General features: G+C 68.4%; 19 protein-coding genes. 6 read left to right on the top strand and 13 right to left on the bottom strand.

The window, feature by feature from the left end; all coding sequences use genetic code 11:
* Positions 1 to 10 precede the first annotated feature (10 nt).
* The 12 genes from KF887_11560 to KF887_11505 all read right to left on the bottom strand — a co-directional run bounded on the left by KF887_11560 (position 11) and on the right by KF887_11505 (position 18,987).
* Entirely contained in the window at positions 11 to 2,215 is a 2,205-nt protein-coding gene (locus KF887_11560) for a PAS-domain containing protein (protein QYK40088.1), read from the bottom strand.
* Between the two features lie 3 nt (positions 2,216 to 2,218).
* Entirely contained in the window at positions 2,219 to 3,406 is a 1,188-nt protein-coding gene (locus KF887_11555; GenBank protein QYK43545.1) for an FIST C-terminal domain-containing protein, read from the bottom strand.
* Positions 3,407 to 3,476: 70 nt separating this feature from the next.
* Positions 3,477 to 4,178 (bottom strand): response regulator transcription factor, encoded by a 702-nt coding sequence (locus tag KF887_11550; GenBank protein ID QYK40087.1) that lies wholly within the window; start codon positions 4,176 to 4,178, stop codon positions 3,477 to 3,479.
* Between the two features lie 75 nt (positions 4,179 to 4,253).
* Positions 4,254 to 5,783 (bottom strand): trimethylamine methyltransferase family protein, encoded by a 1,530-nt coding sequence (locus KF887_11545; GenBank protein QYK40086.1) that lies wholly within the window; start codon positions 5,781 to 5,783, stop codon positions 4,254 to 4,256.
* Between the two features lie 109 nt (positions 5,784 to 5,892).
* Complete coding sequence (locus tag KF887_11540) at positions 5,893 to 7,521, bottom strand: alpha-D-glucose phosphate-specific phosphoglucomutase (GenBank protein ID QYK40085.1); 1,629 nt, start codon at positions 7,519 to 7,521, stop codon at positions 5,893 to 5,895.
* Positions 7,518 to 9,638 (bottom strand): glycogen debranching protein GlgX, encoded by a 2,121-nt coding sequence (gene glgX / locus KF887_11535; GenBank protein QYK40084.1) that lies wholly within the window; start codon positions 9,636 to 9,638, stop codon positions 7,518 to 7,520. The genes KF887_11540 and glgX overlap by 4 nt, the downstream gene beginning before the upstream one ends.
* The gene (gene glgA, locus KF887_11530) at positions 9,635 to 11,041 is read right to left on the bottom strand and encodes a glycogen synthase GlgA (protein QYK40083.1); all 1,407 of its coding nucleotides are present in this window, start codon (positions 11,039 to 11,041) and stop codon (positions 9,635 to 9,637) included. Before glgA ends, glgX begins: the two co-directional genes overlap by 4 nt.
* Positions 11,042 to 11,095: 54 nt before the next feature.
* The gene (gene glgC, locus KF887_11525) at positions 11,096 to 12,367 is read right to left on the bottom strand and encodes a glucose-1-phosphate adenylyltransferase (protein QYK40082.1); all 1,272 of its coding nucleotides are present in this window, start codon (positions 12,365 to 12,367) and stop codon (positions 11,096 to 11,098) included.
* A 28-nt stretch (positions 12,368 to 12,395) separates the two neighbouring features.
* Positions 12,396 to 14,561 carry a 1,4-alpha-glucan branching protein GlgB gene (gene glgB / locus KF887_11520; GenBank protein QYK43544.1) on the bottom strand — a complete coding sequence of 722 codons (2,166 nt, stop codon included), beginning with the start codon at positions 14,559 to 14,561 and terminating at the stop codon, positions 12,396 to 12,398.
* A gap of 43 nt (positions 14,562 to 14,604) precedes the next feature.
* On the bottom strand, positions 14,605 to 17,040 hold the full coding sequence (locus KF887_11515; protein ID QYK40081.1) for a glycogen/starch/alpha-glucan phosphorylase: 2,436 nt from the start codon (positions 17,038 to 17,040) through the stop codon (positions 14,605 to 14,607).
* A 279-nt stretch (positions 17,041 to 17,319) separates the two neighbouring features.
* Entirely contained in the window at positions 17,320 to 17,670 is a 351-nt protein-coding gene (locus KF887_11510; protein QYK40080.1) for a DUF5368 domain-containing protein, read from the bottom strand.
* A gap of 12 nt (positions 17,671 to 17,682) precedes the next feature.
* Positions 17,683 to 18,987, bottom strand: coding sequence for an NAD(P)/FAD-dependent oxidoreductase (locus KF887_11505; protein ID QYK43543.1), 1,305 nt, complete (start codon positions 18,985 to 18,987; stop codon positions 17,683 to 17,685).
* 208 nt (positions 18,988 to 19,195) lie between these two features.
* Between KF887_11505 and KF887_11500 the strand changes: the two genes are divergently transcribed.
* The 6 genes from KF887_11500 (at position 19,196) to KF887_11475 (ending at position 24,150) form a co-directional block, all read left to right on the top strand.
* On the top strand, positions 19,196 to 19,630 hold the full coding sequence (locus tag KF887_11500; protein ID QYK40079.1) for an Rrf2 family transcriptional regulator: 435 nt from the start codon (positions 19,196 to 19,198) through the stop codon (positions 19,628 to 19,630).
* 532 nt (positions 19,631 to 20,162) lie between these two features.
* A complete protein-coding gene (locus KF887_11495; protein QYK40078.1) occupies positions 20,163 to 20,504 on the top strand; it encodes a TfoX/Sxy family protein in 342 nt (113 codons plus the stop codon).
* 89 nt (positions 20,505 to 20,593) lie between these two features.
* The gene (locus KF887_11490) at positions 20,594 to 22,762 is read left to right on the top strand and encodes a malate synthase G (protein ID QYK40077.1); all 2,169 of its coding nucleotides are present in this window, start codon (positions 20,594 to 20,596) and stop codon (positions 22,760 to 22,762) included.
* Positions 22,763 to 22,767: 5 nt separating this feature from the next.
* Positions 22,768 to 23,193: a heme-binding protein gene (locus KF887_11485; GenBank protein QYK40076.1), complete on the top strand. Its 426-nt coding sequence runs from the start codon at positions 22,768 to 22,770 to the stop codon at positions 23,191 to 23,193.
* Between the two features lie 76 nt (positions 23,194 to 23,269).
* Entirely contained in the window at positions 23,270 to 23,671 is a 402-nt protein-coding gene (locus KF887_11480; GenBank protein ID QYK40075.1) for a DUF2384 domain-containing protein, read from the top strand.
* Positions 23,668 to 24,150, top strand: a complete 483-nt coding sequence (locus KF887_11475) for an RES domain-containing protein (protein QYK40074.1) — start codon at positions 23,668 to 23,670, stop codon at positions 24,148 to 24,150. The genes KF887_11480 and KF887_11475 overlap by 4 nt, the downstream gene beginning before the upstream one ends.
* A 69-nt stretch (positions 24,151 to 24,219) precedes the next feature.
* Here the strand turns inward: KF887_11475 and ndk are convergent, their stop codons facing one another.
* Complete coding sequence (gene ndk, locus KF887_11470; protein QYK40073.1) at positions 24,220 to 24,642, bottom strand: nucleoside-diphosphate kinase; 423 nt, start codon at positions 24,640 to 24,642, stop codon at positions 24,220 to 24,222.
* Positions 24,643 to 24,657: the final 15 nt, after the last annotated feature.

Raw genomic sequence — 24,657 nt, 5'->3', positions numbered from 1 at the left:
TTTCCCCCGTTCAGTCGCCAAGCGAGGCCAGGAAACCGCCCAGATCGCGCGCGTCGACCGGCTTGTAGAGAATGTCGATTCCCGCGGCCGCGGCCTGCGCCTTGACCTCGGCCGTCCGGTTTGCAGTGATCAGCCGCGCGGGCACCGGACCATGGCGCGCGCGCAGGACCGCGACGAACTCGATCCCTGTCATGCCCTCTCCCAACTGGTGATCGACCAGGAAGAAATCGGGCAGGATGCCGATCTCCTCGATCAGCGCCAGCGCCTCCTCGCCACTTGCCGCGTCCAGGACGCTCAGCCCCCATTTCTCCAGCAGCAGCGTCAGCGCGCGGCGAAGCTCGGCGTCATTCTCGACCAGAAAGGCGATGCGATCCGATTTCGGCAGGGGCGGCGGCACCGGCCGCGCAGGCGTCCGCAATGCCGCCTGGGCCCCCGCGGCCTCGGCCAGCGGCACCTGGATCATGAAGCACGATCCCCGTCCCGGTTCCGAGGTCAGGCCGAGCGGATGCCCCAGCAGCGCGCAGGCACGCTCCACGATGGCCAGCCCCAGCCCCATGCCCTCGGATGCACTTGCGCGGGCGTTCAGGCGGTGGAACTCCTTGAAAATGTCGTCCTGCTCGGCCTCGGGAATGCCCGGTCCGGTGTCCCACACCTCGATCCGCACACCCGTCCGCACCCGCCGCGCGCCCACCAGCACCCGGCCCGACGGGGTATAGCGGATGGCGTTGCCGATCAGGTTCTGCAGGATCCGGCGCAGATAGGCCGGGTCCGACTGCACGACCACACCGCATGGCCGCACCGCCAGCCGCAACCCCTTGCGCGCGGCCAGCGGTGCGAACTCTTCCGACAGCTGCCGCAGCACCGCGTCCAGCCGCACCGGCCCCACGCTGACCGCCGCCTTGCCGCTTTCCAGTTTCGAGATGTCGAGCAGCGCCCCGAGGATACCCTCGACCGAGTCGAGCGCGTTCTGGGCCTTCTCCAGGGCCGCGGTGGTGCGCGGGTCCGTGCCCTCGCCCCCGGCCGAGGCGATGAACAGCTTGGCGGCCGACAACGGCTGCAACAGGTCGTGGCTGGCCGCCGCGACAAAGCGCGACCGTGCGGCATTGGCGCGTTCGGCATTGGCCAGTGCGTCCTCCAGCTCCAGCGTGCGCTCCATCACGCGGGCCTCCAGCGTCTCGTTGGCGCGCGAGAGCGCCTCGATGGCAGTGCGTTCGGCCGTGACATCGGTGAAGGACATCACAAAGCCGCCGTCCGGCATCTCTTGCGCAAAGACGTCCAGGATGGCGCCGCCGCGCGCCACCGCGAAACTCAGCGGTTCCCGCCCGGTGCGTCCCTCGACCCACCCGGTCAGCAACCGGGGTGTCATGCCGCCCTCGAACCGGCTTTCCTCGTGGAAACGTGCCAGCAGCGCCTCGAAACTGGCCCCCAGCCGCAGCCGCGTGATGGGAATCGCCAGCAGCGTGCCAAGCCGCTGGTTCCATCCGACAAGGCGCCCCTGGGGGTCGAAGATGCAGACACCCTGGTTGATGTGGTCCAGCGTCGCGCGGATCACGCGCGCCTGATCGTCCAGCAGCTTGCCGCGCTCCTGCCGCTCCATGCGGATGATGTCGGTCACATCGGTCTGCAGGATGACGGTTCCGCCATCGGCGGTGCGGTGCTCGGACACCTGAACCCAGCGGTCCCAGATCATCCGCACGTTGAAGATGACATGCCTGTCCTGATGGCGACGCTTGCGCCGCACCGCCCAGTCCTCGGGCCGCTCGCTGTCGGGCAGTTCCAGATAGCGCGACAGGCTGACGCGCTCGACATAGTCGTCAAACGCCAGCCCCGGCTTCAGATCGTCGCGGATGTCCAGCATGTGCATCCCGAAGCGCGAATTGCACAGCACCAGCACGTCCTGCGCGTCGAACAGCGCAAAGCCCTCCTGGATCGTCTCGATGGCATTGGCCAGGTTCTGCCGCGCCGCCTCGATCTGGCGGTTCGCCTCGGCGAGCCGGGCGTTCGAGTCGTTCAGCAGGTCCAGCGCACGCTCCAGGTCGCGCGTGCGCTCGCGCACCTGATCCTCCAGCATCGCGGCCCGCTGGAACTGCGCATAGGCAATCCCGCCGTCGTCCGTGTCCTGTTCGACGCGCCGCATCAGCACCTGCGCGATATGCAGCAGCTTTTCGCGCTGGCGTTCGGGGCTGTCGGCGGGGTTGATCAGGGTCTCGATCATCGGTCAGGCACCGGGCGGATAGATCGCCACGCCGGTCATCGTCTGGTTCACATGCATGGCGTTCAGTTGTTCGCCATAGGTGGAAAACCCCGTCACCCGATGCACCTGCAGCAGCCGTGACACCGCGCCATACATCTGTTTTTCCTGGGCCTCCAACCGGCGCAGGATGCAGTCGCAGGCCAGGATCGCCGCCGGGGCACCACCCGCCGACAGCGCCATCAACTCGCGCTCCAGATGCGCGACCATGTCCTGAGGCTCGGCCAGCGTCAGGACCAGCCCCTCGTCGATCGCCGAGAAGAAGATCAGGTCGCCGTTGACATCGACCCGCTGGATTGCCCGCACATGATGCCGCCCGCCGATCCGCACCACCACCGGATGCGCGGCAAAGGTGAAAGGGGTCAGTTGCGCGGGATCCTTGCCAAGCAGGCGCGCATATTCCAGTGCCGCGGGCTCGGCATTGATGCGCCGCACGATGCGCCGGGCGGGATCGGCCTCGGTCACCACCATGCGCCGCTCGGTCGGGATCAGGTGATCGAGGTTGAACACCTTGACCCGGCACGCCGTCCTGACCAGCGTGACCACGGCGGCATTGCGCAGCAGCTGCCCGTCATGCAGCACCCAGGTCTGGGCAAAGCGCGTGCCATCGCCCGCAGACCCCCCGAACAGCGGCACCGGCCCCAGGCCCGAGGCCAGCGCCGCCGCCAGTTCGTCCTCGCGCACCGACAGACCGTCCACCAGGAGAAATGCAAACTCGCTGTCCCACTGCGGCCGCGCCCGCGCCAGCACGGCGCGTGCCCGGATCAGTTGCCCCACGATATCCTGCGGAACGATCCGGCCCAGATCCGGAATCAGCATCGCCTCGGTCACGAACTGCGCGGTCGGCAAGGCCATCGCCACGATCTCGTCCTCGGCATAGCCCTGGGCCGAAATCTCGCCGGCGGTGGTGCAGCCGGTCACCGTCGCACCCGGAAACGCGCCCTGAACGTCGCGGGCCAGACGGTCCAGGTCGACGCGGGGCGAGATGAACAGGAACACGGCGGCGAACGGTCCGGGCCCCAGGGCCTGCACCAGCCCCGCCACCGGGTCGGCCGCCAGCGCCGACACATGCGCGGATACCGGCCATGGGCCTGGCGTCGCCGCCGCATGGGCGAAGGCGCTCGCGGGCGCTCGCGCGGGGTCGCGGGCACGCATCATCGGTATCCTCCCTGAGCGGAAGCTAGGGCCGGGCATCCGGGCTGGCAAGCGCGGGGTCGCGCCCGGGTCAACCGTTCTCGGGCATCAGCGCGGCAAAGGATGTCTCCCGGGCGATCAGCACGGCCTGCGTGCGGCTCTGCACCCCGAGCTTGCGCATGATGGCCGTGACATGCGCCTTGACCGTCGTCTCGGCGATCGACAGGTCATAGGCGATCTGCTTGTTCAGCATCCCCTCGCAGATCAGCTGCAGGATGCGCGCCTGCTGGCGGGTCAGCAGCGACAGGCGGGCGATGGCCTCTTCCCGTTGCGTCGCGGGTGCCGCCGGATCAGCCTGCGGCACAAACCCGTCGGGCGCGTAGATGCGTCCTGCTCTTACGGCCTCGAACGCGGTGCGGAACACCTCGCGCCGCGAATGCTTGGGGATGAAACCCGCGGCGCCCGCCCGCAATGCGGCGCCGATGACCCGGTTGTCGGCCAGGGACGACACCACGACCACCGGCACGTCCCCCGCCGATGCGCGCAGCCGGATCAGCCCGTCCAGCCCGTTCACGTCCGGCAGGTTCAGATCCAGCACGATCACGTCGGGCATCGGCAACAGGTCGATGCGCGTCAGCGCGGCCTCAAGACAGTCGGCCGTCTCGATCTGCGGCAGGCCCGCCACGGCCTTCAGTGTCATCGACAGGGCGTCGCAGAACAGCGGATGGTCATCCACGATCAGCGCAAGCGACAGCGGACGAGGCTCGGCGGGGCGCGGGTCGGGGTCGGGCATGGCGTCACTCTGGTCTGGTCCGCGCAGGATACCATCCGCGCCGCCGCCGCGAAGCAAGCCTAAAGTCCTATGCGCTCAGTACCAGGCATCCGCGGCACCGGCCTTGCGCCGCGCCACGAAGTCGCGCAGCGCTTCGGCCGTGCCCTCATCCAAAGGCGGTGCCTCGTATTCGGCCAGCCGCCGCTTCCAGGCCCGGTTGGCCCGTGTCGCGGCATCCTCGGACCCCGCCGCCTCCCATTTCTCGAAGGGTTCGTTGTCGGCCAGCCCGCTGTCCCAGAACGCCGTCTGGTAATGTGCCATGGTGTGCGAGCAGCCGAAGAAATGGTTGCCGGGGCCGACTTCGGCGAAGGCGTCGACGGCCAGTTGGTCGTCATCGACCCGGACCCCGTCGAGGTAGGCGTGCAGCGCCCCGCACAGGTCATCGTCCAGCATGAACTTCTCGTAGGACATCGACAGCAGCCCGTCGAGAAATCCGGCCGAATGCAGGATGAAATTGGCGCCGCAGTGGATCGCCGCAAGCATCGACATGGTGCCTTCGGTCATCGCCTGCGCATCCGGCAGCTTGGAGGTGGTGAAGTTGCCCGAACAGCGAAGCGGCAGGTTCAGCCGGCGCGCAAGCTGGCCGATCACCATCGACCCGATGGCGGGTTCGGGCGTTCCGAAGGTGGGTGAGCCCGACCGCAGCGACATCGACGACAGGAAGTTGCCGAAGATCACCGGCGCACCGGGGCGTTCGAGCTGGGTCAGGGCACAACCCGCCATCGTTTCGGCCAGCGATTGCGCGATCGCCCCGGCCGAGGTGACCGGACCCATCGCACCGCCCAGGATGAACGGCACGATCACGGCCGCCTGGTTGGCGCGCGCATAGGCGCGCAGCGAGCGCGTCATCGTTCCGTCCCAGACCAGCGGAGAGTTGACGTTGACGTTTCCCAGGATCACGCAGTTCGCATCGACGAAGGCCTCGCCGAACAGGATTCGGCACATCTCGATCGAATCCTCCGACCGTTCCTCGGCCGTGACCGATCCCATGAAGGGCCGGTCGGACAGTTCGATATGCGCCATCACCATGTCCAGATGGCGCTTGTTCACCGCGACATCCGTCGGTTCGCAGATGGTGCCGCCGGAATGGTGCAGGTTCGGGCTGGACTGCGCCAACCGGATGAAGTTGCGGAAATCCTCCAGCGTGCCGAACCGCCGACCCCGGTCGAGGTCCATCACGAAGGGCGAGCCGTAGGCCGGGCTGAAGACAACGGATTTTCCCCCGATTTCAACGGACTTCGCGGGGTTTCTTGCGTGCTGCGTGAACTGCGCGGGGGCGGTTTTCAGGATCTCGCGGCACAGGCCGGGCGGAAACCGCACGCGCAGGTCATCGACCTGCGCACCCGCCCGGCGCCAGTGTTCGAGCGCCGCCGGATCGTCGCGGAAATCGATGCCCGTCTCCCAGAGGATGCGGTCGGCCGCCGCCTCGATGCGCGCCAGGCCCTCCTCGGACAGCACGTCGTAGGGCGGGATGCCGCGCAGGATGTAGGGGCGACCGATGGCCCCGCCCCGATGGGCGCGCGCCTCGGCCCGCGCCTGCCGCCCTGCCCGCCGCACCTCGCCCATCGCCCACTCCCCCAGCCGCCTGCGGCCAGTCAACAGCCTGCCGATGCCCACCGCTGCGGCAAGGGCGACCTGCCAGGGTCCGAACGCGTCGGAATGCGGCTGCCGGCGCTCAGGTCACCACGTCGGGCGCGGTCCGCCCGATATGTGCGGCGATCCCCGCAATGTCATGCGCAGCGCGGACGATGGGGGCCAGCGCCACCTGCGGATCCTCGTGCAGGCCGCCGGGCCCCGGGGCATAGCGTTCAAGATACAGGCGCAGCGTCGCGCCCTCGGTCCCCGTCCCCGACAGCCGCATCACAAAGCGCGACCCGCCATCGAACATCACCCGCACGCCCTGCGCCTTCGACACCGATCCGTCCACCGGATCGCTGTAGGCGAAATCATCGGCCGCCGCGACGGTCATTCCCTCGACCGCCGTCCCCGGCAGCGCGCCCAGACGCCCCCGAAGCGCCGCCATCATCGCATCGGCCCGGTCCACCGGGATCGCCTCGAAGTCGTGGCGGCTGTAGTAGTTGCGGCCGAACCGCGCCCAGTGCTCCGCCAGGATCTCGGCCACCGTCTGACCGCGCGCCGCCAGGATGTTCAGCCACAGCAGCACCGCCCAAAGCCCGTCCTTCTCGCGCACATGGTCGGACCCCGTGCCAAAGCTTTCCTCGCCGCAGATCGTGGCACGCCCCGCATCCAGCAGGTTTCCGAAGAATTTCCACCCGGTCGGCGTTTCGTAGCTGGCGATCCCCAGCGCTGCCGCGACACGGTCGGCAGCCGCCGAGGTGGGCATCGACCGCGCCACCCCCTTCAGCCCGGCCTTGTAGCCGGGCGCCAGATGCGCATTCGCGGCCAGCACCGCCAGCGAGTCCGATGGCGAGACATAGATTCCCCGCCCGACGACCATGTTGCGGTCGCCGTCACCATCGGATGCCGCCCCGAAGTCCGGCGCGTCCGCCCCGAACATCTCGTCCATAAGGGCCTTGGCCCAGGTCGGGTTGGGATCGGGATGCATGCCGCCGAAGTCGGGCAGCGGTGTGCCGTTGACCACCGTGCCCGGAGACGCGCCCAGACGGCGTTCCAGTATCTCCACCGCATAGGGGCCGGTCACGGCGCACATGCTGTCCATCCGCATCCGGAACCCGCCGGCGAACATCGCCGCAATGGCGGGGAAATCGAACAGCGTCTCCATGAGCGCCGCGTAGTCGGCCACGGGGTCCACCACCTCGACCACCATCCCGCCCAGGGCATGGGTGCCGATGCTGCCAAGGTCCACGTCCTGGCCTTCCCAGATGCGGTATTCCGACAGGCCTTGCGTCCGGGCGAACATCGCCTCTGTCACGCCCTCGGGCGCGGGGCCGCCGTTCGGCATGTTGAACTTGACCCCGAAATCCTCGTTGGGGCCGCCGGGGTTGTGGCTGGCCGACATGATGATCCCGCCATCCGTGCGGTTCAGCCGGATCAGGTGGCTGGCCGCCGGGGTGGACAGGATCGCCCCCTGCCCCACGATCACCTTCGACGCGCCGTTGGCCGCCGCCATCCGCAGGATCACCTGCGCCGCCCGGTCGTTGAAATAGCGCCCGTCGCCCCCGAGAACGAAGGTCTTGCCCGCCGCCCCCACGGTGTCAAAGATCGCCTGCACGAAGTTCTCCAGATAGTGCGGCCCCATGAACACCGGGGTCTTCTTGCGCAGGCCGCTGGTGCCGGGTTTCTGACCCGCGATGGCTTGGGTGGCGACGGTGCGGATGGTCATGGCAGTCTCCCTTCGGGCGCTGTGCCGGCAAAGACCAGCACGGATTGGGCGGGTGCGGTCATCGCCGCGCCCGGCGTCTCGGATTCGACATCGGGCCGGGTGGTGTCGAGAACCAGTTGCCATCGGGCAGTGTCCGGCAGGTTCAGCGGCACGGCAGGCCCGGCATTGAACACCGCCAGGATCGCGGCCTCGCCTGCGTCCCGCGCCTCTGCCGCCATGCGCAGCTCGACCGCAAGGCAGCGGAAACCGGCGTCGTGCCAGTCTTCCGGGCGCGGTGTCGCGCCATCGGCGCGGCGCCAGATGACATCGGGCATGCCCCCCTCGCCACGCGGTCGCGCGTGCAGGAACCGCCGCTGCCGCAGCACCGGATGCGCAGCGCGCAGCGCGGACAGCCGCGCGACAAAGGCCGCCAGCAGACCATCCGCCATGGCCCAGTCGACCCAGCCGGTCGCATTGTCCTGCGCATAGGCGTTGTTGTTGCCGCCCTGGGAATTGCCGATCTCGTCCCCCGCGAGGATCATCGGCGTGCCCTGCGCCAGGAACAGCGTGGCCAGCAGGTTGCGCTTGCGCAGGTCGCGCGCGGCGCGCACGCGCGCGTCATCCGTCGGTCCCTCGACACCCAGGTTGTCCGAATGGTTCTCATGGTGGCCATCCCGGTTGTCCTCACCGTTGGCGAGGTTGCGCTTGACGGTGAAGCTGACCAGATCTTCCAGCGTGAAGCCGTCATGCGCCGTCACGAAGTTGAGGCTGGACGTGGCCGCGCGCCCGCCATGGTCGAAACGCTCGGCACTGCCCAGCAGCCGCCGCGCAAGATCGGGCGCCATGCCCGGGTCGCCCCGCCAGAACCGGCGCACGCCATCGCGGAACCGGTCGTTCCATTCGGCGAAGGGATGCGGATAGGCGCCCAGCTGATAGCCCCCCGGTCCGATGTCCCAGGGTTCCGCGATCAGCTTCACCTGCGCCAGAACCGGGTCCTGCCGGATCGCATCGAAGAACCCGCCATGCGGATCGAAGCCACCCGCCTCACGCCCCAGCACGGTGGCAAGGTCAAAGCGGAACCCGTCCACATGCGCCACCTCGACCCAGTAACGCAGGCTGTCCATCACCATGCGCAGCACCATCGGCTGCGTCAGGTCCAGCGTGTTGCCGGTGCCCGTATCATTGACATAGTAGCGTCCACCGTCCCGCAGCCGGTAATAGCTGCGGTTGTCGAGTCCCCGGAAGCTCAGCGTCGGCCCGAACTCGTCGCCCTCGCCGGTGTGGTTGTAGACCACGTCGAGGATCACCTCGATCCCCGCCGCATGGAAGCGCCGCACCATCGCCCGGAATTCCCACAGCGCATCGCGGCTCATGTAGCGGCTGTCCGGGGCAAAGAAGGCGATTGTCTGGTAGCCCCAGTAATTGCGCAGTCCGCGGCTGACCAGGAACCGGTCGTCGATGAAGCTCTGGACCGGCAGCAGTTCCACCGCCGTCACGCCAAGCCGCAGCAGGTGCTCGATGACGGGGTCGGACGCAAGGCCCAGATAGCTGCCCCGCAGGCCCGGCGCCACGCCCGGATGCTGCGCCGTCATGCCCTTCACATGCGTCTCGCAGATCACCGTGCGGTCCCAGGGGCGGCGCGGCGGCGCGTCCTCGCCCCAGGTGAAGGCGGTATCGACCACGACCGATTTCGGCACGGCAAAGGCGCTGTCGCGGGTGTCAAAGGAAAGATCGCCCCGCGGGCTGCCGATGCGATAGCCCATCAGCGCGTCCGACCACCGCAGGCGCCCGTCCAGCCCGCGCGCGTAGGGGTCGATCAGCAGCTTGTTGGGGTTGAAGCGATGGCCCTCCTCGGGCGCATAGGGGCCGTGGGCGCGATAGCCGTAGCGCGCACCGGGCATCAGGCCGTCGACATGCACATGCCAGACATCGCCGTCCCGCGCCTCGAGCGGCACCCGCGCCAGCTCGCGGCGCCCGTCGTCGGAAAACAGGCACAGTTCGATCGCTTCGGCATGGGCCGAGGCGACGGCAAAATTCACCCCGTCACCCTGCGGCGTCGCCCCCAGCGGAAACGCCCGCCCGGGGCCGGGCACATGCCCCGGCAGATGCCCGGGCAGGCCGCGGGTTGCGGGGCTCATCCGGAGATGTCCGCATAGAGCCGGGCATAGGCGGCGGCGCTGGCGCCCCAGCCCACGTCCGACGCCATCGCATTGGCCTGCAGCCGCGCCCACAGGTCGGGGTCGGCATGCGCCGCCACGACCCGCCGCAGCGTCTGGCCAAAGGCCAGCGCGTCGGTCGGATGAAAGGTGAACCCCGTCGCAACGCCCGCCGACACGGCGGCCGGCGAGGCATTGATCACGGTGTCGGCCAGTCCGCCCGTCTCGGCCACCACCGGCAACGTGCCGAACCGCAGGCCATACATCTGGGTCAGCCCGCAGGGCTCGAACCGGCTGGGCACCAGCACCGCATCGCCACCCGCGAACATGCGGCGCGACAGTGCCTCGTCATAGCCGATGCGCAGGCCCACCCGCCCCGGATGCCGCCGTGCCAGGTCGCGCATCGCAGCCTCGAGCGCCGGATCGCCGGAACCGAGGATCACGATCCCGCCCCCGGCCTCGATGAAACCCGGCAGCACGGCAGGCAGCAGGTCGATCCCCTTCTGGTCGGTCAGGCGGCTGACCAGAATCGCCAGCGGGCCCGGCACCTCCAGCCCGAATTCGTCGCACAGCGCCACACGCGCCGCCGCCTTGCCCGCCGCGTCGGCATAGGGCGGGCTCCAGACCGCGGTATCCACGCCGTTCAGGATACCCCGAACCGCGCCCGCCCGCGCGGCGATCACGCCTTGCAGGCCCATCCCGAACTCGGGACGCATCAGCTCGTCCGCATAGGTCGGCGACACCGTGGTGATCGCATCCGCCGTCACCAGCCCCGCCTTCAGTGCCGAAAGACCACCGTAGTATTCCAGTGCGCCCGGGTGGAACTCATGCGCGGGCAGCCGCAGCGCGGACAGAAGCGCGGCAGGCGCCCAGCCCTGGAAGGCGATGTTGTGCACCGTGATCACGGTCGCCACGTCTCGCGGACCGCCAAAGGCCAGGTAGGCGGGCGCAAAGCCCGCCTGCCAGTCATGCGCATGCACAACCTCGGGGCGCCACCCCTCGGCCGTGCCGTTCCGCCCGATCTGCGCCGCCGCCCAGGACAGCGCGGCAAAACGCTGGGGATTGTCCGGCCAGTCGCCCCCGGGCGGGCCGTAGGGGCCGCCCTCGCGGTCGAACAGATGCGGCGCGTCCAGCATCAGCATCGAGACACCGTCCACGACGCCCGCCAGAACCCTGCCACGACCGCCGAACAGGTCGTCCTCGGCCCAGACCTCGGGCCAGGCGGCGCATCGCTGCCGCAACGGGCGATAGGCGGGCATCAGAACCCGCATGTCCCAGCCATGCGCGGCAAGCGCCCCGGGCAGCGCCCCCACGACATCGGCCAGCCCGCCGGTCTTCAGCAGCGGCACGCATTCCGACGCAACCGACAGTACCCGCCTGCCCATGCCGATCCCCGTTCTCCTTCACGTCCCGACGCGCCTGCGGGCCCGATGCGGGCCTCAGCCCAGCTTCGCCGCCCGCGCGTCCAGCATCTCCTGCGTGATCAGCACGATACCTGACTCGGTCCTGCGGAACCACTTGGCATCCTCTTCGGGATCGGCGCCCACCACCAGTCCCTCGGGGATGATCACGCCACGATCGATCACGCAGTTCTTCAGTTCGGCCTTTCGGTTCACGATCACCTGCGGCAGCGCCACGACATATTCGAGGCTCGACCACGAATGCGTGCGGCACCCGGTGAACAGCAGGCTGTTCGACACCGCGGAACCGGACACGATGCAATCCCCCGACACCAGCGACGATACCGCCGAGCCACGGCGACCGTCCTCGTCATGGATGAACTTCGCCGGGGGCACGATCTCGGCATAGGTCCAGATCGGCCAGGCATTGTCGTAGAGGTCGAGCTTCGGGACGAAATCGGTCAGGTCGATGTTCGCCTGCCAGAAGGCGTCGATGGTTCCGACGTCCCGCCAGTAGGGTTCCTCCTCCAGCCCCGAGGTCACGCAGCTGTCCGAGAACTTGTGCGCCACGGCCTTGCCGTTCTTCACGATATGCGGGATCAGATCGAAGCCGAAATCATGGGTCGAACTGTTGTCGGCCATGTCGCGCACCAGAAGGTCGCGCAGGAACGCCCAGTCGAACACATAGATGCCCATCGAGGCCAGCGCGTGATCGGGGTCGCCGGGAATCGGTGGCGGATCCTTGGGCTTTTCCAGGAAGGCGGTGATCCGCATGTCCTTGTCCACATGCATCACGCCGAAGGCGCGCGCTTCAAGGCGCGGAACCGTCAGGCAGCCGATGGTCACGTCGGCGCCGCTGTCGACGTGCTGGCGGATCATCACCTCATAGTCCATCTTGTAGATATGGTCGCCGGCCAGGACGACCACATACTTGATGTTGTAGCTGTCGATGATGTCGATGTTCTGTGCCACTGCATCCGCCGTGCCGCGGTACCAGTTCACCTCATCCATACGCTGGCTGGCGGGCAGGATGTCCAGGTATTCGTTCCGCTCGGCGCGAAAGAAGTTCCACCCGCGCTGGCAGTGCCGGATCAGGCTGTGCGCCTTGTACTGCGTGGCGATCGCCATCTTGCGGATGCCGGAGTTCACCGCGTTCGACAGCGCAAAGTCGATGATCCGCGTCTTGCCGCCGAAATAGACCGCCGGCTTGGCCCGCCGGTCGGTCAGTTCCTTCAGACGGCTGCCCCGCCCCCCGGCCAGCACGAAGGCCATGGCCTGACTGGACAGTCGCGCGTTCGGTCTCGGTTTCATGTCGTCCTCCCCTGCGGCGCCCGCGCGCCTATGACTGCCGGAAATACACGGTCGCAAGCGGCGGCAGCACGATGCCGGCCGAATGGTCCTGGCCGTGCCAGCCCTTCTTTTCTGCCTTCACGGTTCCAAGGTTCCCGCGGTTGCCGCCGCCATAGATCCCGGCGTCGGTGTTCAGGATTTCCTCCCACAGTCCCGCCGCAGGCAGCCCGAGCCGATAGTGCCGCTCGACCGGGGTCATGTTGACCACCGCGATAACCATCGGATCGCCCGGGCGGCCGCGGCGCACCCAGGCATAGACGGACGCCGCCGCGTCGTTCGATTCGATCCACTGGAACCCCTCAGGGCGCGCGTCGTTCACGTGCAGCGCAGGATTCTCGCGGTAGACACGGTTGAGATCGCGCACCAGCGCCTGCACGCCGGCATGGGCCGGGACGTCCAGCTGATGCCAGTCCAGGCTGCGATTGTGGTTCCATTCCGCGCCCTGCGCAAACTCGCAGCCCATGAACAGCAGCTTCTTGCCAGGATGCGCCCACATGAAGCCGTAATAGGCACGCAGGTTTGCGAACTTGTGTTCACCATCCCCCGGCATCTTGGCCAGCATCGAGCCCTTGCCATGCACCACCTCGTCATGGCTGATCGGCAGGATGTAGTTTTCCGACCAGGCATAGTGCAGGCCAAAGGTCATCTGGTGGTGATGGTACTGGCGGTACAGCGAGTCCTTCTGCATGTAGGACAGGGTGTCGTTCATCCAGCCCATGTTCCACTTGAAGCCGAATCCCAGGCCCCCGTGGTTCGCGGGCCGCGACACGCCCGGGAATGCGGTGGACTCCTCGGCGATGGTGACAATCCCGGGCACCTCGCCATAGGCGGTGATGTTCATCCGCTGAAGCATGGCAATGGCTTCATAGTTCTCGCGCCCGCCGTCGCGGTTCGGCACCCATTCGCCATCCTTGCGGCTGTAGTCGCGGTAGAGCATCGAGGCCACGGCATCGACGCGCAGCCCGTCGATGTGGAACTCCTCCAGCCAGTAGAGCGCGTTCGACACGAGGTAGTTCTGCACCTCGACCCGGCCGTAGTTGTAGATCAGGGTATTCCAGTCCTGATGGAACCCCTCGCGCGGGTCCTGGTGTTCGTACAGGGCCGTGCCGTCGAACCGGCCCAACCCATGCGCGTCCGTGGGAAAATGCCCCGGCACCCAGTCCAGCAGCACACCCAGGCCCCGGCGGTGCGCGGCATCGACGAAGGCGCGGAACTCCGTCGGCGTGCCATGCCGGATCGTCGGCGCGAACAGGCCCACGGGCTGATAGCCCCACGATCCGTCAAAGGGGTATTCCGATACGGGCAGCAGCTCGATATGCGTGAACCCCATGTCGGCAACATAGTCCACAAGCTGGTCGGCCAGTTCCAGATAGCTCAGCATCCGGTCGCCCGGCGCCCGCCGCCAGGACCCCAGATGCACCTCGTACACCGACACCGGCGCGTCGATGGTCTGGTGCGCCAGCCGCTTCGCCATCCAGTCGCCATCCGACCAGTCGCCGGCGATTTTCCTGACAACGCTTGCGTTTGCGGGCGGATGTTCAGATCCGAACCCGACCGGGTCTGCCTTCAGCGGCAGCAGCGCCCCGCCCGGCCCCCGAATCTCGTACTTGTAGGTCGCGCCTTCGGTCAGACCGGGGATGAAGGTCTCCCACACCCCCGTGGGCCCGCGCCGCCGCATCGGGTGGCGCCGCCCGTCCCAGATGTTGAAGTCACCCACGACCGACACACGCTCGGCATTCGGCGCCCAGACCGCGAAATGCACGCCCTCGACGCCCTGATGCGCGATCGCATGCGCACCCAGCACCGTCCACAGGCGCTTGTGGGTGCCCTCGCCCAGAAGATACTCGTCCATTTCGCCCAGCACGGGGCCGAAGCGGAAAGGGTCTTCCCATTCCCACTCCGCGCCGTGCCCGAACGCCCGCAGCCGATAGTCGGCCTTGCGGGGCAGCGCCGCCCACCAGACCTCGCCCGCCGCCGCGTGGCGCGACATCGCCACGGGCTTGCCCGACTTGCCGGTCAGCACCTCGACCCGGTCGGCCCCGGGGACCAGCGCGGTGACCACCCAGACGCCGTCGCGCCGGTGCAGCCCCAGCGCCGCGAACGGGTCGCCATGCCGCCCCTCGGCAAGGGCCCGTGCCGCATCGTCGTCGATCATCGGTCCGGTCATGCCTTCCTCCCCGAAAGCGGCCGAGCGGTGGTCAGAGCGCGGGTTCCACCCCCCAGATATCGGCCATGTATCCCCGGATCGTGCGATCCGACGAAAAGAAGCCCGAGCGCGCGGTGTTCATCGCCGCCATGGCCAGCCAGCGGTCGCGGTCGGCATAGGCCGCATCGACATCGCCCTGCGCCTGCAGATAGGCGTCGAAGTCCGACGCGACGAGAAAATAGTCATAGTGCCACATGCCGTGGACCAGCCCGTGATAGCGGTCGGGCTGGCCGGGGCTGAACCGGCCCTCGGCGATCATCTGCAGCACGTCCTGCATGGTCCGGCTGGCCTCGATGGCCTTGCGCGCGTGATCGGTGTCGCGCCGCCGCTCGACGACCTCGGCCGCCGTCAGACCGAACAGGAAGAAGTTCTCGGCCCCGACCTCCTGCAATATCTCGACATTCGCGCCGTCCAGCGTGCCGATGGTGGGGGCGCCGTTCATCATGAACTTCATGTTGCCGGTGCCGCTGGCTTCTTTCCCGGCGGTCGATATCTGCTCCGACAGGTCCGAGGCGGGGATCACCCGCTCGGCCAGGCTGACGTTGTAGTTGGGCGGATAGACCACCTTAAGCAGGTCGCCGACGTCGGGATCGGCATTAACAACGGCCGCCACATCGTTGACAAGATGTATGATTTCCTTGGCGACGGCATATCCCGGCGCGGCCTTGCCGCCAAAGATCTTGACGCGCGGCACCCATGGCCCCGCAGGGTTCTTCTTGATCGCGTCGTAATGCGCGATGGTCTGCAGGATGTTCAGCAGCTGCCGCTTGTATTCGTGGATCCGCTTGATCTGCACGTCGAAGATGGCATCGGGGTTCACCGACACGCCCATCTCGCGCCCGATCCAGTCCGACAGCGCGGCCTTGTTCGCCCGCTTCGCGCTGTCGAAGGCGTCGCGGAACCCCTTGTCGGCGACATGCGGCTCCAGTTCGCGCAGGCGGTCCAGATGATCTTCCCAGCCCGGCCCGATCGTGTCGGTGATCAGGCCCGCCAGCGGCCGGTTGCACATCCGCAGCCATCGGCGCGGCGTCACGCCGTTCGTCTGATTGATGATCCGCCCGGGGTGCAGCCTGTCGAGTTCGGGGAACAGGTTCGCCTTCACCAGGTCGGAATGCAGCGCCGACACGCCGTTCACCTTGTGGCTCATCACGAAGGCCAGTTCGCCCATGCGCACCTCGTGATGCTTGACGATCCCGACATAGTGCGGCCGCGAATGGTATTCGTCCTTGTGCCAGGCGTCGATGCGCTCGACGATCTGCATGTGGCGCGGCAGGACATTGCCGAAGGTAAAGGTCGCCCAGCGCTCCAGCGCCTCGGGCAGCAGCGTGTGGTTGGTATAGCCCAGACAGGCCCGCGCGATGTCCAGCGCCTCGCCGAACGGGATGCCGTGCTCATCCGACAGCAGCCGTATCAGTTCGGGCCCCGCAATCGCGGGGTGCGTGTCGTTCATCTGGATCGCGACATGGGCGGGCAGCGCCCGCAGGTCCAGCCCGGCCGCCAGATGCCGCCGCAGGATATCCTGCAACGCCGCCGAGGTCAGGAAGAACTCCTGCTTCAGCCGCAGTTCCTTGCCCTGATAGGTCGTGTCATCCGGATAGAGCACCCGCGACAGCGTGCGCGCCAGCGCCTCGGGTTCGGCGGCAGCGGCATAGTCGCCCCTGTTGAACCGCTCAAGGTCGAACATGGTCGTGGGCTTGGCGCCCCACAGGCGCAGCGTGTTGGCCCAGCGCCCCTGCCAGCCCACCACCGGCGTGTCATGCGCCGAGGCGATCACGGTCTCGCCGGGTTCCCAGACCTCGCGCCCGTCATGGTGGCGCACCTGCCCCTTGAACGGGATCACATAGGCCGCCTCGGGGCGCGGGAACTCCCAGGGATGCGCCTCCTTCAGCCAGTCCTCGGGCGTTTCCACCTGCCGCCCGCCCTCGAACCGCTGGCGGAACAGGCCGTGCTCGTAGCGGATGCCATAGCCATAGGCGGGACAGCCCAGGGTCGCCATGGACTCCATGAAACAGGCGGCAAGCCGGCCAAGCCCGCCATTGCCAAGCGCCGCGTCGGGCTCGTCCTCGATCACGGCGCGCAGGTCCTGCCCGAACCCCGCCATCACCTCGGCCGCGCTGTCGTAGAGGCCGAGGTTGATCGTCGCGTCCTCCAGGATGCGGCCGATCAGGAATTCCATCGACAGGTAGTAGACGCGCTTGCGCCCCTCGGCCCAGGTGCGGCGGGTCGAGGTGAACCAGGGCCCGACGATGCGGTCGCGAATCGCGAGACTGAGCGCGAAGCGCCAGTCGTACAGCGCCGCGTGGTCCGCATCCTTGCCCAGCGAATAGGTCAGATGGCGCAGCACATCGGCGCGCAGATCCCCGGCGCCGGCGGGGGGCACGGCCACGAGAGCGGAATCGGGGGGAAGCCCGGACTGGTTGATCGTCATCCTCTCATCCCTTTCCATGGGGCACGATCCGGCTTCCGCCGGTCGCGCATCCCTCCCCGTTGTGATTGGCCGCCGTGGCGGCGGGGCTGTCAAGCCCGCCGGTTGCCCCGGTCCGTCCAAAGCGGATCGGATGCCGGGATGCCGCTGTTAGCGCAATCACGAGGCCAAGTATTCCGCCGTTTTGCAATCTGGCGCAAGGGATGATTCAAAGCGGTTTGGATGGGATGCAAGATGACAACATGCGCCGCGCGGGGCCCGACCGTGCGGGGCGGCCCGATATCAGCGGCCCGTGCCCCGGATCAGGGCCTGCGCGGTGTAGGCAAGGATCGTCAGGCCCACCGCCCCCGCCGCCGCGATGGCGATCAGGATCACCACGTCGATCGGCCCGCCGATGTCGCGCAGCCCGGAATTGGTGATCCAGAACACGAAGACCACCCCCGCGACGGCCCCCAGCGGCGCGAACAGCTCGGCCCGCACCAGCCGCCGCGCGGCGATTCCCCGGTCGCGCCACAGCACCGCCAGGAACGCCACCGTGACCAGCACCGCCGCCGCGACCAGCGCCCAGAACAGGCCGCGCCCGAACATCTCCTCGAACACCGCGATCAGCGTGCCCAGCGTCAGATCCTTCATCGCATGTCTCCTTCAGGCCAGTCCGCGCAGCATCGCGTTGTAGGTGGCCTTCAGCGCCACCTCCTTCATCAGCCAGCTGACCCACAGTTCCTCCAGCGGCGCGATCACGCCCGGGAAGCTCGGCACCAGATTGTTCTTGTAGTCGAACTCGACCAGCATCGCCCGCCCGACCCGGGTGATCAGCGGGCACGAGGTATAGCCGTCATAGCTCTGGCTGCCCTTGCCGCCCGCGATCTCGGCCACCAGGTGATCCTCGACCACCGGCACCTGCCACTTGACCGAGGCCGCCGTCTTGCCCTTGGGCACGCCCGCCACGTCGCCCACCGCGAACACCTCGGGAAAGCGCAGGTGGCGCAGCGTCGCCTGATCCACCTCGACCCAGCCCTGGTCGGCCCATTTGTCCGCCCAGGACAGGCCCGATTGCCGCACCACATCGGGCGCCCGCATCGGCGGGATCACGTTGGTAAAGTCATACTCGACCTCGTGGTCCAGCCCGTCCTTGTCGGCGAAGGTGATGACCTTGCGGGCCGGGTCGATGGCCCGCGCGGTGTGCTGCATCAGCGTCGCGATGCCGCGCTGCTCGAACAGCATCCGCACCTTCTCGGCCACGATGGGCACGCCGAACAACGCCGCCTGCGGCGCCGCATAGGTGATCTGCACGCGGTCCCGCATGCCTGCCCGGGTGGCGTGATCCTCGGTCAGGAACGCGTATTTCAGCGGCGCGCCCGCGCATTTCATCTCGGTCTCGGGGCGGAAGAACACCGCCCGCCCGCCCTTGCGGGCAAAGCGGTCCATCTCGCGCCATGTCGCCTCGGCGGCCTCCGGGCCCGCATAGACCGCACCGACGCCGTCCTTGCCGATCATCTCCGGCGAGAACCCCTCGATCGCGCCCCAGTCGAGCACCAGGCCCGTTGCCACGATCAGGAAGTCATAGTCGATGCCCGCGCCGCCTGCCGTCGTCACGCGCCGCGCCACGGGGTCGATGCCTGCCGCCGCCTCTGGGACCAGATCCACCCCCTGCGGCAGCCAGTCGGTCGTGGCGCTGACCGAATAGGCGGCCGGCTTCAGCCCCGCCGCGATCAGCGTGAAGCCGGGCTGGTACAGATGCCGCGCCCTGCCGTCCACCACCGTGATCCGTGCGCCATCCAGCCGCGCCGCCAGCCGGTTCGCCATCGCCGTTCCGGCCGCACCCGCGCCCAGGATGACGATGCGCGCCGTCGTGGCAACCTTCGCCGCCGCGGCGGGCCGCGCGGCCGACGCCGCCATCGCCCCGCCCAGCAGAGCCAGAAATCCCCGGCGCGAGGCCGCCCCCGTCATGAAATCCGTCATCGCCACTCCTCCGTTGGCACGGGGACCTACAACATATTCACGATCCATCATCTGATCTGGATCAATCCGCGCCGCCCCCCGGCGCGAAACCTGCATTCGCCATGCGATTTTCATTCCGCCACCCCGCGCGATTGATCCGGATCAAGGCCGCGGGCGATTCCGCAGCCCACACAGGGCGCAAAGCCGGAGATCGCCGATGCGACTGACCATCCGCACCAACCTTGCGCTGCGCACGCTGATGTTCTGCGCGGTCAACAACGACCGCACCGTCCGCAAGCACGAGGTCGCGGTGGCCTGCCGGGGGTCCGAGAACCATCTGGCGCAGGTGATTCATGCGCTGGCCATCGCGGGTTTCCTGACCACGGTGCGCGGCCGCGCCGGCGGCCTGCGACTGGCGCGTCCGGCAACGGCGATCACCGTGGGCGATGTGGTGCGCAAGTTCGAGGGGCCGGTGCCCTTTGCCCCCTGCATGGACCCCGGCGACACCTCCTGCCCGCTGATCGGCTGCTGTCGGCTGACCTGCGTGCTGGCGGCGGCGCTCGAGGCGTTCCACGCGGCTCTGGACCGCGTGACCGTGGCCGATCTTGTCGATGGAAACGCGCCGCTGGCCGACATCCTGCGCGTCACCTGATCGCGCAGGCCGAAACCTGTTGTAACAGCCTGTGATGCCCTGCGCGGGCGTCCAGCCTTGCACCTCCGCAGCCGGCGGCCTAGCTGCCTTATGTCTGACACAAAAAGGTCACGCGCCCGCCCGGATGGCCGCGCAACCTGAAGGTTCGGACCCCTCGGCAACCCGGGCACAACGGGAACGCGGGACGCAGACGAGCAGCACGGCACAGAGTGAGTATGATGACCAAACCCGAAGGCACCACCCCGCAACAGGGTGGCACCAAAGCCCCTAAGCCCCAGCAGCAGGGGCAATCCGCCCCCCAGACACCGCAGCAGGGACAACCGATCTTCAAGGATTGGGCGTCGATCTGATCGACCCTCCCCGGGGCGATACCGTCGCCCCGCCTTGCGGCGCCCCCGCGGGACCGTTCCGGTTGCTCTGACCGCGTGGCAGGCGCATTGCCGCCACAGCAGACCTGGCAGCCCGCTTGGCTGCCTTGCCATGTGCAGCACGGGCCGCGATGCTGACCCGAGCGCCAGTCTGCCGGTCCGTCATGCCCGAACCCGTCTCCTCGATTCCCAACCTCGGCCCCGCGTCCGAGGCCGCCTTTGCCCGTGCCGGCATCCATTCCGCCGATGAAATCCGCGCGATGGGGGCCGACGCAGCCTATCTGCGGCTGATCGAATCGGGCAGTGCCCCGCATTTCATCGGCTACTACGTCCTTGTGATGGGCCTTCAGGGCCGCCCCTGGAACGACTGCAAGGGAGACGAGAAAACCGCGCTGCGCGCCCGGTTCGACGCGCTCAAGTCGCAGGCCCGTCGATCCGATGCAGGTCAGCGCTCGGCGCTCGAATCGGCGCTGGACGCACTTGGCGTGGTGCCGCGCCGCGCCTGACACCTTGCCCCGGCGCGCTTCGCATCCTAGTAGCTTCGCATTGTATACCATGGCGGACTGAACCGCCGACGCAAAGCTGGGGGAACCGCATGTCCGACCACATCGCCCGCGCCGGGCTCTCCGTTGACGCAGCCCTTGTCGCCTTTGTCGAGGATCACGCCCTTCCCGGAACCGGCGTGGATGGCGCTGCCTTCTGGGCCGGGCTGGCGCAGGCGGTCGAACGCCTCGGCCCGGAAACCCGCGCCCTGCTGGCCCGCCGGCAAGAGCTTCAGGCCCGCATCGACAGCTGGCACCTGTCCCGCCGCGGCCAGCCCCACGATCCCGCCGCCTACCGCGCCTTCCTCTCGGACATCGGCTATCTGGAGCCCGAACCCGAAGCCTTCGCCATCGACACCGCCAACACCGACCCCGAGATCGCCAGCGTGCCGGGGCCGCAGCTTGTGGTCCCGGTGATGAACGCGCGCTACGCGCTCAACGCGGCGAATGCCCGCTGGGGCTCGCTCTACGACGCGCTCTACGGCACCGACGCGCTGGGCGACACCGCGCCCGATGGCCCGTTCGACGCCGCACGCGGCCAGCGTGTCATCGCCTGGGGCCGCAGCTTCCTCGATGACGTGGCCCCGCTGGCCGCCGGGTCGCATGCCGATGTCGCGGCCTATTCGGTGCAGGGCGGCGCGCTGCACCCGGCCCTGCGCAACCCCGCCCAGTTCGCGGGCTGGCAGGGCGATGCGGCCCGCCCCTCGGCCGTCATCCTGCGCAACAACGGCCTGCACATCTGGCTGTCGATCGACCCTGCGCATTCCGTGGGGCGCATCGACCGGGCCGGGGTGGCCGACATCCGGCTGGAATCCGCGCTGTCCGCCATCATGGACTGCGAGGATTCGGTGGCCGCCGTCGACGCCGCCGACAAGGTCGTGGCCTATGGCAACTGGCTGGGCCTGATGCGCGGCGACCTGACCGAGGCCATCACCCGGAACGGCCGCATGGTGCTGCGCGAACTGGCGCCCGACCTCACGATCCGCACGCCCGGCGGCGATGCCACGCTGAAGGGCCGCGCGCTGATGCTGGTGCGCAATGTCGGCCACCTGATGACCACACCCGCGATCCTCGACGCGGACGGGCAACAGATCGGCGAAGGGCTGATGGACGCCTTCATGACCACGCTCTGCGCCATGCACGACCTGCAAAAGACCGGCGGCCTGCGCAATTCGGCCCATGGTTCGGTCTATGTCGTCAAGCCCAAGATGCACGGTCCGGCCGAGGTCGCGCATGCCGTGGCGATCTTCGATGCGGTCGAGGACACGCTGGGCCTGCCGCGCAATACGGTGAAGCTCGGCATCATGGACGAGGAGCGCCGCACCTCGGCCAACCTCGCCGCCTGCATCCGCGCCGCCCGCCAGCGGGTCGCCTTCATCAACACCGGCTTCCTCGACCGCACCGGAGACGAGATCCACACCGCGATGGAGGCCGGCGCCATGGTGCGCAAGGGCGACATGAAGGCCAGCCGCTGGATCACCGCCTATGAGGACCGCAACGTCGACATCGGCATCGCCTGCGGCCTGATGGGCCGGGCGCAGATCGGCAAGGGCATGTGGGCCGCCCCCGACCGCATGGCCGACATGCTGGCGCAGAAGATCGGCCATCCCCGCGCAGGCGCCAACTGCGCCTGGGTGCCCTCGCCCACCGCCGCCACGCTGCATGCCACGCATTATCACCGCGTGGACGTGATCGCGCGCCAGCATGAACTGGCCCGGCACCTGTCGGCCAAGGGCCCGCGCGCCGGGCTCGACGACCTGCTGACGCTGCCGCTGGCCGGTGGCGCCAACTGGTCGGCGGAAGAGCTTCAGGCCGAGATCGAGAACAACGCGCAGGGCATCCTGGGCTATGTGGTGCGCTGGGTCGACCAGGGGATCGGCTGTTCCAAGGTGCCCGACATCCACGATGTCGCCCTGATGGAGGATCGCGCCACCTGCCGCATCAGCGCCCAGGCCCTGGCCAACTGGCTGCATCACGGCGTGGTCAGCGCCGCGCAGGTCACCCAGGCCATGCAGAAGATGGCCGCCGTGGTCGATCGCCAGAACGCGGCGGATCCGGCCTATGTGCCGATGGCCCCCGGCTTCGACGGGCTGGCCTACCAGGCCGCCTGCGATCTTGTGTTCAAGGGCCGCGACCTGCCCTCGGGCTATACCGAACCGGTCCTGCACGCACGGCGCGCGCAGGTCAAGGCCGCCCGCCAACCGCTTGCAACCAGGGGATAATCCGAATGACGATCACGATCCGCAAGGCGCGCACCATCCTCAAGGCTACGCTGGCCAAGGGGCGCGAGATGAACCTGAAACCGCTGGCGGTCGCCGTGCTCGACGCCGGCGGCCACCCGATCGCCTTCGAGCGCGAGGACGGCAGCGCGCCGGGCCGGTTCGACCTGGCGCGCGGCAAGGCCTATGGCTGCCTGATGCTGGGCCTCGGCGGCAAGGCGATCAACGCCCGCGCCGAAAGCCAGCCCTATTTCGTGCAGGCGATGAACGGGCTGTACGAAGGCCGCTTCGTGCCGGTGATGGGCGGCGTCCTGGTGCGCGATGCCAAGGGCAATGTGGTGGGCGCCGTCGGTGTCACCGGCGACACGTCCGAGAATGACGCCGCCGCCGCCGCCGTCGGGATCGAGGCTGCGGGCCTCGTGGCCGAGGTCTGACGGGCCCGAACTTGCGGAGCGGGCCGGATGAGACTATATCTGGTCTCATCCGATCCCGCCGCCGCAGAGGCCCGCCATGACCGCCCTCGCCCACGCTGATCTCGCCGGAAACGGCGCGCTCGCCATGATCCGCCGGATCGAGGATGGGCTGCCCGCCGGGATGCTCGAATCCCTCGCGGCGGTGCTGGCGCCCGGTGATGCGGCCTTCAAGTACCGGATCGTTCCCAAGGCGACCTGGGCACGCCGCAAGGGCGGGCGGCTGACCCCGGCCGAAGGGGCGGTCGTTGCCCGCCTCGCCCGGCTCTGGGACGATGCGCTCGACCTCTGGCAGGACCCCGGCGATGCGCGCCACTTCCTGACGCGGCCCCACATGATGCTCGAGGATCAGCGCCCGCTCGATCTCGCCATCACCAGCGAATTCGGCGCCGACGCGGTGCGCGAGATTCTGGCACGCCTGCGCTACGCCATCCCTGCATGACGGCCCAGCGGCTGGACCGGACGCTCGCGGCCTGCCGGATCGGGGATGCGCAGGGCCGCTTTCCGATCTTCGATCCGGGGGGCGCCGCCCTTGTCGCCGGACGCTGGCACGATACCGACCACCCCGTGATCTATGCCAGCGAGCATTTCGCCACGGCCATGCTGGAAATCCTCGCGCATTCGGGCGGCGTCATGCCGCCGCGCCAGCACTGGATCGCGATCACCCTGCCCTATGGCCTGTCATACGAGGTGTTTCCCGAAGCCACCCATCCCGACTGGGCGGCACCCGATTGCGCCACCGCGCGCGCCTACGGCTGCACCTGGCGGGCCGAGGGGCGCAGCGCCATCCTGCTGGTGCCCAGCATCGTGGCACGGGTCGAACGCAACATCCTGATCAACCCCGACCACCCGGAATTCCGGCGCATCGAAACCGGCCTGCACCAGCCCGTCGCCTGGGATTCCCGCCTGTTCCGCGGCTGATTGGCCCGGGGGCACGCGCCCCGCAGGGCGCAACGGGCTGGGCGCCGGCCGGCGCCCAGCCCCGCAGCGTCAGCCGACCAGTTCGAGACCCGAGAAGAAATAGGCGATCTCGACCGCCGCAGTCTCCGGGGCGTCCGAGCCGTGCACCGAATTCTCGCCCACCGACAGGGCGAATTCCTTGCGGATCGTGCCGTCGGCGGCGTTGGCGGGGTTGGTGGCGCCCATCACTTCGCGGTTCTTGGCAATGGCGCCCTCACCTTCCAGCACCTGCACGACCACCGGTTCGGAGGCCATGAACTCGGTCAGTTCGCCGAAGAACGGACGGTCCTTGTGAACCTCATAGAACTTCTGCGCCTGGGCGAGGCTCAGGTGGATGCGCTTCTGCGCGACGATGCGCAGGCCCGCTTCCTCGAACTTGGCATTGATCTTGCCGGTCAGGTTGCGGCGGGTCGCGTCGGGCTTGATGATCGACAGGGTGCGCTCGATGGCCATGGTCGTCTCCGGTAA

The organism is Paracoccaceae bacterium (assembly GCA_019454225.1).
Lineage (GTDB): Bacteria > Pseudomonadota > Alphaproteobacteria > Rhodobacterales > Rhodobacteraceae.
This window is presented reverse-complemented; position numbering and strand designations above follow the sequence as displayed.

Excerpts from the sequence above, each read along its gene's own strand:
- KF887_11560 (QYK40088.1), bottom strand. The coding sequence starts at position 2,215 with ATGATCGAGACCCTGATCAACCCCGCCGACAGCCCCGAACGCCAGCGC.
- KF887_11555 (QYK43545.1), bottom strand. The coding sequence starts at position 3,406 with ATGCGTGCCCGCGACCCCGCGCGAGCGCCCGCGAGCGCCTTCGCCCAT.
- KF887_11550 (QYK40087.1), bottom strand. The coding sequence starts at position 4,178 with ATGCCCGACCCCGACCCGCGCCCCGCCGAGCCTCGTCCGCTGTCGCTT.
- KF887_11545 (QYK40086.1), bottom strand. The coding sequence starts at position 5,783 with ATGGGCGAGGTGCGGCGGGCAGGGCGGCAGGCGCGGGCCGAGGCGCGC.
- KF887_11540 (QYK40085.1), bottom strand. The coding sequence starts at position 7,521 with ATGACCATCCGCACCGTCGCCACCCAAGCCATCGCGGGTCAGAAACCC.
- glgX (QYK40084.1), bottom strand. The coding sequence starts at position 9,638 with ATGAGCCCCGCAACCCGCGGCCTGCCCGGGCATCTGCCGGGGCATGTG.
- glgA (QYK40083.1), bottom strand. The coding sequence starts at position 11,041 with ATGGGCAGGCGGGTACTGTCGGTTGCGTCGGAATGCGTGCCGCTGCTG.
- glgC (QYK40082.1), bottom strand. The coding sequence starts at position 12,367 with ATGAAACCGAGACCGAACGCGCGACTGTCCAGTCAGGCCATGGCCTTC.
- glgB (QYK43544.1), bottom strand. The coding sequence starts at position 14,561 with ATGATCGACGACGATGCGGCACGGGCCCTTGCCGAGGGGCGGCATGGC.
- KF887_11515 (QYK40081.1), bottom strand. The coding sequence starts at position 17,040 with ATGACGATCAACCAGTCCGGGCTTCCCCCCGATTCCGCTCTCGTGGCC.
- KF887_11510 (QYK40080.1), bottom strand. The coding sequence starts at position 17,670 with ATGAAGGATCTGACGCTGGGCACGCTGATCGCGGTGTTCGAGGAGATG.
- KF887_11505 (QYK43543.1), bottom strand. The coding sequence starts at position 18,987 with ATGACGGGGGCGGCCTCGCGCCGGGGATTTCTGGCTCTGCTGGGCGGG.
- KF887_11500 (QYK40079.1), top strand. The coding sequence starts at position 19,196 with ATGCGACTGACCATCCGCACCAACCTTGCGCTGCGCACGCTGATGTTC.
- KF887_11495 (QYK40078.1), top strand. The coding sequence starts at position 20,163 with ATGCCCGAACCCGTCTCCTCGATTCCCAACCTCGGCCCCGCGTCCGAG.
- KF887_11490 (QYK40077.1), top strand. The coding sequence starts at position 20,594 with ATGTCCGACCACATCGCCCGCGCCGGGCTCTCCGTTGACGCAGCCCTT.
- KF887_11485 (QYK40076.1), top strand. The coding sequence starts at position 22,768 with ATGACGATCACGATCCGCAAGGCGCGCACCATCCTCAAGGCTACGCTG.
- KF887_11480 (QYK40075.1), top strand. The coding sequence starts at position 23,270 with ATGACCGCCCTCGCCCACGCTGATCTCGCCGGAAACGGCGCGCTCGCC.
- KF887_11475 (QYK40074.1), top strand. The coding sequence starts at position 23,668 with ATGACGGCCCAGCGGCTGGACCGGACGCTCGCGGCCTGCCGGATCGGG.
- ndk (QYK40073.1), bottom strand. The coding sequence starts at position 24,642 with ATGGCCATCGAGCGCACCCTGTCGATCATCAAGCCCGACGCGACCCGC.